Genomic DNA, 7,439 nt, shown 5'->3' on the forward strand with positions numbered 1-7,439 from the left:
GCAGCCCAGAGTGAACACGACCATGGTCCCCGCATGCGAAGCGGGCAAGGCGGTACGGTGGGGGCGTGACATCTCGATCCGCAGTCCGAGGAGGGGCCACCGCTCGCCAGCGGTGGCGGCCGCACCCGGCCACCCCCGAGGATGCCCCACCATGCGCACCCGAACGTTCGCCACCGCCCTCGCCCTCGCGGGGGCGGTCGTTCTCGCACCCGCCGCACTGCCCGCCGCCGCCCACGGCGACACCGTCCACCTGGAGGTCACCGGGCAGGACAGCGGACACGTCACCACCGTGGCCACCTGGGAGAACGACCACGACCCGGTCACCGAGGAGTTCGCCGGGTCGCTCGCCGCGACCTCCGCCGACGGCCGCTCGGCCGGGCCCTGGCGTCTGGTCGCCGTGCCCGGGCACCCCGGCTCCTACACCACCCGGGAGATGCTGCCGGCCGGCCACTGGCGGATCACGGTGGACTGCGCGTTCCCCTCGCTCGGGCACGGCGAGCGGGAGCTCGACATCGAACCGGCGGTCATCTCCGACCCGCCCCTGCCGACCCCCACCGGGACGTCCGGCGCGCAGCCCACCACCGCCGGGCCCACGGTGGGGCCCACCGTCGTGCCCACGCCCACGCTCACGTCCGGAGCCACGCCCGCACCGACCCCTCCGGCGGGGTCCCCCTCCGCCGGACCGACGGCCGGACCGACGGCCGGACCGACGACCGGCCCGACCGCCGGCCCGACCGCCGGGCAGACCGTGCCCCCTGCGCAGGACACCGCCGCCGGGAGCGACGGTTCGTCCACGGCGGTCCGGCTGGCCGTCGGCACTGCCGTGGCCGTCGTCGTCCTGGCCGCCACCGGCTTCGCGCTCCGCCGCCGGGCCCGCCGGCGCTGACTCCCGGTCGAAGGATCCGCAGGTCAGCGGAACCGGCGGGCCCGAACCCACCGTCCCCCCTCTCAACCGGACGCCGCCACGGCGTCCGACGGGAGCAAGGGAGCGTCCGCGTATGAAGAAGGTCCTGATCACCGGTGGCGCGGGATACATCGGCAGCACCGTCGCGTCCGCACTGCTCGACCAGGGCATCACGCCGGTCGTGCTCGACGACCTCTCCACCGGCCGACCGGAGTTCGTCGAGGGCCGGGATTTCTACCGGGGCGACATCGCCGACGCGGACCTCCTGGACCGCGTCTTCGCCGAGCACCCCGACATCGGCGCCACCCTGCACTGCGCGGCCCGGATCGTGGTGCCGGAGTCGGTCGCCAAGCCGCTGTTCTACTACCGGGAGAACGTCGCCAAGACCGTCGAGCTGCTGGAGGGCCTCCAGCGCAACGGCTGTACCCGGGTCGTCTTCAGCAGCTCCGGCTCCATCTATGCGCCCACCCCGGACGCCCGGGTCGACGAGAGCTGCCCCGTCGCCGCCGGCAGCCCGTACGCGCGGACCAAGCAGATGATGGAGCTGGTCCTCCAGGACTGGACCCGGGGCGAGGGCGCCGAGGACCTCCGGGTCGTCGCGCTGCGCTACTTCAACCCGGTCGGCGCCGACCCGCGGCTGCGCACCGGGCTGCAGGACCTCCGGCCGACCCACGCCCTCGGCAAGCTGATCGAGGCCCATGCCGACGGCGTGCCGTTCACCGTCACCGGCGCGGACTGGGCGACCCGGGACGGCTCCGGCATCCGGGACTACATCCACGTGCAGGACGTCGCCGAGGCCCACGTCGCCGCGCTCACCCGGTTCGACGAGGTGATCAAGCCCGCGGCCGAGGACCGCTACCGGGTGATCAACATCGGCACCGGCGAGGGCACCACCGTCCGCGAGCTGATCGCGGCCTTCGAGGCCGCCGTCGGCGCCGAGGTCGAGGTCCGGGAGGCGGACCCCCGGCCCGGCGACGTGATCGGCTGCTACGCCGCCGTCGACACCGCCCGCGAACTCCTCGGCTGGACCGCGCGGCGCACCATCGCCGAGGCCGTCGCCGACGCCCTCGCCTGGCGCGCCAAGTGGACGGCGCACCTCGCCTCCGCCTGACGGGCGGCCGGCGCCTGACGGGCTCCGTTCCGGCCCGCGCAAGCCCCGCCCGGCGCCGGACGGGGCTTGCGCGGGCCGGAACCGCCGCACCCGCCCACCGCGTCCTCCGGCGAAGGCGAGAACCGGGCCGACGGCCGCGTGGGCGAGCCACCGGGCAACCCGCCGGCCGCGCCGGACCGTGGGGAGCGGAGTGGAGTACCCGGTGGGAGAGCGGGTGGCCGGAATCAGCTGGTGGACGTGGACGTGGAAACGCGCAGGGCGCTGATCGGACTCTGCGGGGCGGTCCCGCTGCTTCCGGTGGCGCTGGTCGCGATCCGGCTCGGCGGCTGGGACGACGGCACGACGGCACCCCGCCGGCGCTCCCGATGGTGCTGCTGCCCTACGCGGCGGTCGCCGGCCTGGTGGTGCCGGGTGTGCTGCTCGCCCTGCGCCCGTGGTGGGCGGCGGCCCTGGCCGGGCTGCCCGCCACCGGTCTGACGGACACCCACGCCGAACTCGGCCGGGGCGGTTCGCCCGCCCGGCCGGAGGACGATGCGGACTTCCCGCGCCTACCGCCGGTGATCCAGATCGGCCATGTCCTCCGTGGTGAAGGTTTGACCGCCGTGGCGGTGTCCGGGCACCGCGTGCCGGGTACGGATCACCGTGCGGTGGTGGCCGAACTCGCCGTGACGGGCTGAACGTCGAGCGGTCGGTGCGGCCTGCGCCGCGCCGGTCGTCGGCATGGCTCGGACCGGCCGGCCGCCCTTTGTGCACACGGAGAGCGACATGCCACAGGCGTCACTTCGGTCACAGAAATGATCACGATCATCACCCGATCGTGTTCGACATGACGTAGAGTCTGAATCGGCATGGACAGGCCAGGGGGCGCGTCCGAGTGCGTCGTCCGGCGGGGGCCGGGGGGCGACGGCCCGCGGCGCGGGCGGGGACGGGTCTTTCCGGCATGTCGCACAGCGGGCGAGGCTGCGGGCCGAGGGGGTGGATGCTGCGTGCGGATCGAGTCGGTGGTCGTGGTGGGTCGCGACGTGTCTGAACAGCTGCGGCGGCGAGACGATCTGTTCCACGATGTGGCCAGCTCTTTCCAAGGCCCCGGTGTTCTGGGCATGCTCGTGGGGGGCCTCCGGGGGGGCGCCGCCTTCGCCGGTCACGGTGACCGGGGTCGCTGTCGCAGCCCGGGTCACCGGCCGACGGAACATCAGGGTGCCTGCGGCGAAAGCCTCTTACAGATCGGACGGTGTTCGCTGCCCTACCGTTCGCGGATGACCGACGACCCGGTCATCGCGCATTCCTCTCCCCGTCTCCTCCCGCCGGCCCCGTCCGGTGGTCGGGCGGCTGTTCAGAGCCCCGTCGACATTGTGGTCGCACCCGGCACCTCGTGACCGGAGCGGGCTCTTCCGGCTCATCGGCTGCGCGCCGCCGCGCTTCGGCGGCCGACGCACCGTCGCGCAGTGGTCAATCTCACGTCAGCGCCCCAGGCCGCCGCGGCAGGTCTTCCTGGAGCCGAACGACGGCTCTGTGGAAAGGGGTTGCCGAATGTTGTCCAGACGTTCCGGCGCGCCGGAACCGGCCCTTCCGTCCTGCGGACCGGGCCCGGCCCGCAGGTCGACGGGCTCGGGGCACGGGGGCCCGACCATGCGTCGCGGACGGCCGGGTCACTGCCCGTCCGCGACCGACCAGGCACCACCGGCACGATCGTGTTGCAGGCCCCACATTCCCATGTCGAATCGAGTGGCGTCCGACGATGCCCGCCGAGCAGCCGGGCAGGACAGGGCGGTACCGATTCCGAGTCGGAGGATACAGTGTCATTTCGGACTTACACGGCGCCCGGTCCTTCCCTGCAGTTATCCGACGAAGTCGTCCAGTTGGCGGCGCGTTCCGCCCAGTCGTGGCTCGACGGCCAGCTCGGTAGGAGTATGGATCTGGCTGCCGCCGCCACGGGCCGGGCGCAGGCCGGAGCGCCGGGCTCCTGCTCGCTGAAGGCGAGGATCTGGCACGCGACGCTGTTGACCCGCGTCCGCGGTCTGGGGGCGGCTACCAACATGCTCGCCGACGACACGTCACCTGTCCACGGATCGAACCAAGTTGAGAAGCGTGCCGCTCATTTGCTGTGCGAGGCGGAGCTGAGCCTGGCCAAGGGCGAGCTCGACCGGGCGGTCGCCTCGGCCCAGGCCGGTCTCCGGCTGGCCCAGCAGGCCGGCAACCGGTCGCTGAACCCGAGCGGGTTCCTCGTCATGGCGGTCAGTACGACCCGGCAGCTGGACCTCACCACCGCCCTCCAGTACGCGAACCGGCTGCGGGACCACGCCCTGCTCGGACGCGCGAACCTGATGGCCGGGCAGTGCGCCTGGGCCGTCGCCCAGGTGCTGGAGGCCCGGGACGGGACGGAGAGCATCGCCCACCTCCTGAAGGGGCTGGTGCACGACGGTGCGCTGGCCCGGGAGTTGCTGGTCTCGCAGCCGGCCGCGGCGGCCTGGCTGGTCCGCGCCGCGCAGCGCCTGTCGGGCGACGAGATCGCCGTCCGGACGGTCACCCAGGTCAACGAACTGGCGGCGCGCAACCCCAGCTTCCGCACCGTCCAGGCGGCGTCCGCGCACGCCATCGGCCTGTTCGAGCGGAACGCCGCGGCCCTGGAGCGGGCCGCCGGCCTGCACCTGGACCGGTGGGCGCAGGCCTCCGCGCTGGAGGACGCGAGTGCGGTGCGGTTCGCCCGCCGCTCCGAGCAGGACCAGGCCGTCGAGCTGCTGAAACGGGCGGCGGACGGCTACGGGGCGGTCGGTGCCTCCCGGGACGTCCTGCGGGTGCGCAGCAAGCTCAGGGAACTGGAGGGCAACAGCGGGCAGTTCTCGCGCCGCCCGAGCCGGACCAGAACGATGGCCAGCCAGTTGACCGACACCGAGTACGCGGTGGCGGAGCTGGTGAGCCAGGGACTCACCAACGGGCGGGTGGGGCGACAGCTCTTCATGTCACCGCACACGGTGGCGTTCCATCTCAAGAAGATCTTCCGCAAGCTCGACGTCGCCTCCCGGGTGGAGCTGGCAGGCACCTGGAACCGGCTCGTGGAGGAGCGGACGACCGAGTTGGGCGCGGAGTCCGCGTTCGTGCCCGAGGTACCGGCCGGGCGGTTGGCCGTGTGAGGCCCGCGCGCCGGTGCGACGGTGTGCGGACGTTCGCGGAACGGGCCCTTCCGACGGGGCCGCCGCGGCGTGCCGCCCGGCCGTCCGGGCCGGCGCGTGGGCCCGCCGCGCGGCTCCTCACGGGCCGGTGGCCACCCGCGCTACCAGACTGAGGGATGCCCGTCCGGGGCGCTTCTCCTTAGACTCGAAGAGCGTTGGAAAAGCAGTTCTCGGTGAATCGCTCAGGACAATCCAGGGGCCCTTTGTGTCTTCTCTTCTCCACATTGATTCGAGCATCCGCGCCACCGGCTCCGTGACGAGGCAGTTGTCGTCGTATTTCGCCACCCAGTGGCGCCAGAACCACCCCGGTGACGGTTACACCTACCGGGACCTGGCGGCCCAGCCGGTGCCGCACATCACCCACGCGGTGCGCGAGTCGCTCCTGGACCCCAGCCGTGACCACGGGCTGGCGCCGGCGGAGAAGGCGCTCACCGAGGCCGTGGTGGCCGAGGTCCGCGAGGCGAGCACGATCGTGCTCGGCGTCCCGATGTACAACTACGCCGTGCCGTCGACGATCAAGTCGTGGATCGACCTGCTGGTCAGCCCGGCCCACATGGTGCCCCCGGGCGCCGAGTCGGGCCCGCTGAGCGGCAAGACGGTCATCGTGGTCACCGCCCGCGGCGGCTCGTACGCGCCGGGCACGCCGCGGGAGGGCTGGGACCACCAGGAGCCCTACCTGCGCGCGGTGCTGAGCTCGATCGGCCTCGCCGACGACCTGAAGTTCGTGCACGCCGAGCTGACCCTCGCGGCGATCGTGCCGGCGATGGCGGCGCTCAAGCCGCTGGGCGAGCAGTCCCTGGCGAACGCCAACGAGACGCTCAAGAAGCTGGCTCTCTGATTCCACGGAACGGCCCGGCCGTCATTCGCGGCCGGCGGGAACATCGCGGCGGGCTTGTGCCGGATTCGCCGCGTGATTCGCCGTGCCCGCACACCGGTGCGGGCCCGGTGAATTATCCGGGAAACGGCTCCGTACCGAACCGGCGGGGGCTGCCGTTTTCGTGCGCAGGGATATTTCGACCCGAAACGGAGAAGGTGCGTCATGAGCGAGGCGATCTCTTACGAGGATGCCTGGGCGCGGACTGACAAGTTCGACCCGCCGGCGATATTCGACGAGCTGCGGAAGGAGCGCCCGCTGGCGCGGATGGTCTACCCCGACGGGCACGTCGGGTGGATCGCCACCAGCCACGAGCTCGCCCGGCAGGTCCTGAGCGACCCGAAGTTCAGCCACAACCTGGAGATCGGGCACTTCCCGGTCACCAAGTACGGTGGTCCGGTACCGCAGTTCCCGGCCATGCCGGGGATGTTCATCCACATGGACCCGCCGGAGCAGACCCGGTTCCGCAAGCTGCTGACGCGCGAGTTCACCGGCCGCACGATCAACCAGCTGACGCCGCAGGTCGAGGCGGTGGCCGCCGAGCAGATCAAGGTCATGCGCGAGCACGGCAACTCCGCCGACCTGCTGGAGACCTTCGCCAACCCGCTGGTCCTGCGGGTGCTGTCGGACCTGATCGGCCTGCCCTACAGCGAGCGGGACCGCTACGCCGAGGCGCCGGCGGTCATGAACAACCCGTTCGGTGACGCGCAGGAGTCGATGGCCGCGTTCGCCCAGGTGGGCGCGTTCATCCACGAGACCATCGCGCGCAAGAAGGCGGAGCCCGGGGACGACATCCTGAGCCGGCTGATCGCCACCGGGGAACTCAGCGACGAGGAGCTGGGCAACATCACCGCCCTGCTGCTGTTCGCCGGTTACGAGACCACGGAGGGCGCGCTGACGGTCGGCGTGTTCGCGCTGCTGCACCACCCGGAGCAGCTGGCCGCCCTGCGGGCCGACCCCTCGAAGATCGACGACGCGGTGGAGGAGATCCTCCGCTACATCACCGTCAACCAGTACGAGATCTTCCGGACCGCCCTGGAGGACCTCGAACTCGGCGGCCACGCCGTGAAGAAGGGCGAGACGGTCACCGTTTCGCTGCCGGCCGCCAACCGTGACCCGGCGAAGTTCGGCTGCCCCGCCGACCTCGACCTCTCCCGGGACACCGCGGGCCACGTGGCCTTCGGCTACGGCGTCCACCAGTGCATCGGCCAGAACCTGGCCCGACTGCAGCTGCGGGTCGGCCTGCGGGCCCTGCTGGAGGCCTTCCCCGACCTGCGCCTGGCGGTGCCGGCGGACGACGTCCCGCTGCGGACCCACGGGTCCGTCTTCGCTGTGAAGTCCCTGCCCGTTTCCTGGTAACTCCCTGCTCTCCGGAAGGAG

The 7,439-nt window shown here is 72.3% G+C and carries 6 protein-coding genes; all 6 read left to right on the forward strand.

Annotation, left to right across the window (positions count from 1 at the left end):
• Positions 1–151 precede the first annotated feature (151 nt).
• Positions 152–886 carry a hypothetical protein gene (locus tag ABZ497_RS32835; protein WP_359810778.1) on the forward strand — a complete coding sequence of 245 codons (735 nt, stop codon included), beginning with the start codon at positions 152–154 and terminating at the stop codon, positions 884–886.
• A 112-nt stretch (positions 887–998) separates the two neighbouring features.
• A complete protein-coding gene (galE, locus tag ABZ497_RS32840; RefSeq protein WP_359810779.1) occupies positions 999–2,015 on the forward strand; it encodes a UDP-glucose 4-epimerase GalE in 1,017 nt (338 codons plus the stop codon).
• 365 nt (positions 2,016–2,380) lie between these two features.
• Positions 2,381–2,692: a hypothetical protein gene (locus ABZ497_RS32845; protein ID WP_359810782.1), complete on the forward strand. Its 312-nt coding sequence runs from the start codon at positions 2,381–2,383 to the stop codon at positions 2,690–2,692.
• Positions 2,693–3,925: 1,233 nt separating this feature from the next.
• Complete coding sequence (locus tag ABZ497_RS32850; RefSeq protein ID WP_359810784.1) at positions 3,926–5,146, forward strand: LuxR C-terminal-related transcriptional regulator; 1,221 nt, start codon at positions 3,926–3,928, stop codon at positions 5,144–5,146.
• Between the two features lie 244 nt (positions 5,147–5,390).
• The gene (locus tag ABZ497_RS32855; protein ID WP_329491259.1) at positions 5,391–6,023 is read left to right on the forward strand and encodes an NAD(P)H-dependent oxidoreductase; all 633 of its coding nucleotides are present in this window, start codon (positions 5,391–5,393) and stop codon (positions 6,021–6,023) included.
• Between the two features lie 201 nt (positions 6,024–6,224).
• The gene (locus ABZ497_RS32860) at positions 6,225–7,418 is read left to right on the forward strand and encodes a cytochrome P450 (protein ID WP_329491260.1); all 1,194 of its coding nucleotides are present in this window, start codon (positions 6,225–6,227) and stop codon (positions 7,416–7,418) included.
• Positions 7,419–7,439: the final 21 nt, after the last annotated feature.

It is taken from the genome of Kitasatospora sp. NPDC005751, assembly GCF_040630835.1.
In the GTDB taxonomy this organism is placed as follows: Bacteria; Actinomycetota; Actinomycetes; order Streptomycetales; family Streptomycetaceae; genus Kitasatospora.